The organism is Streptomyces sp. NPDC050422 (genome assembly GCF_044458665.1).
Classification (GTDB): domain Bacteria; phylum Actinomycetota; class Actinomycetes; order Streptomycetales; family Streptomycetaceae; genus Streptomyces.
In genome coordinates, this window is record NZ_JBITIE010000066.1 from 1 (window position 1) to 1330 (window position 1330).

Here is a 1330-nt window from a genome sequence, read left to right on the forward strand (position 1 = left end):
TGAACCGTTCCGGGTTCGGTAGAGACTCGATTCCGTGAAAGGATTGAGTCATGGCACGCCCCTCCTCCTATCCCCCTGAGCTGCGCAAACGAGCGGTCCGCATGGTCGTCGAGGTCCGCGGCGATTATCCGAACGAGTCGGCCGCATTGAGGGCGGTCGCCCAGAAACTCGGCATCGGCTCGGCCGAGACTTTGCGGAACTGGGTGAAGCGAGACGAGATCGACTCCGGGCAGCGTCCGGGCACGACGTCGCAGGAGTCTGCGGCGATGAAGGCGTTGAAGAAGGAGAACGCCGAACTGCGGCGCGCGAACGACATCCTGAAGGCTGCGGCGTCTTTCTTCGCGGCCGAGCTCGACCGGCCACACACACGCTCGTAGCGTTCATCGACGAGCACCGGGCCCGCTTCGGCGGTGTCGAGCCGATCTGCCGCGTGCTCACCGGGCACGACTGCAAGATCGCCCCCTCCACCTACTACGCGGCGAAGAAACGCGCCGCGGAACCCTCGGCCCGGCGAGTGCGTGATACCGCCCTCAAGGAACTGATCACCGAGGTCCACGAGACCAACTTCCGCGTCTACGGCGCCAGGAAAGTCTGGCGCGAGCTGCACCGACAGGGCCACGCAGTGGCGCGGTGCACCGTCGAACGACTCATGCGGGAACTCGGCATCACCGGCGCCGTCCGCGGGAAGAAGATCATCACCACGATCGTGGACAGCTCCGTCGAGCGGGCACCGGACCTGCTGGACCGCAAGTTCGTCGCGTCGGCCCCCAACCGCTGCTGGGTCGCCGACTTCACCTACGTCAAGACCTGGTCGGGAGTGGTCTACGTCGCCTTCGTCGTCGACACCTTCTCCCGTCGGATCGTCGGCTGGTCCGCCGCCACATCGAAGGAGACCAAACTCGTTCTGGACGCTCTGGACATGGCCCTGTGGCAGCGCGACCGCGAGGAACACCCGTACCAGCGGGGCGAGTTGATACACCATTCCGATGCCGGGTCGCAGTACACGAGTTTTCGGCTCGCCGAGCACCTGGGTGCCGCCGGCATCGCGGCCTCCATCGGCTCGGTCGGCGACGCCTACGACAACGCCCTCATGGAGTCGGCAATCGGACTGTTCAAGACCGAGCTGATCAAACCGGGGCGGCCCTGGAGGACTCTCTCCCAGGTCGAGCTGGCCACCGCGGAGTGGGTGGACTGGTACTGCCACCGCCGGCTCCACGGTGAAATAGGGCACATCCCGCCCGTCGAATACGAGACCAACTACTACCTCGTGACCACGAAACACCAGGTCACAACCACAATCTGAGGTCTCTACCGAACCCGGAACGGTTCA

1 protein-coding gene is annotated in these 1330 nt (G+C 65.0%); it reads left to right on the top strand.

Going from position 1 to position 1330, the window contains the following annotated elements:
• Nucleotides 1–50: 50 nt before the first annotated feature.
• A protein-coding gene (locus ACIBJG_RS38800; protein ID WP_399315067.1) for an IS3 family transposase occupies nucleotides 51–1303 on the top strand; the annotation gives its coding sequence in 2 pieces (ribosomal slippage) (nucleotides 51–333 and nucleotides 333–1303; 1254 coding nt in all).
• The last annotated feature ends 27 nt before the right edge of the window (nucleotides 1304–1330 follow it).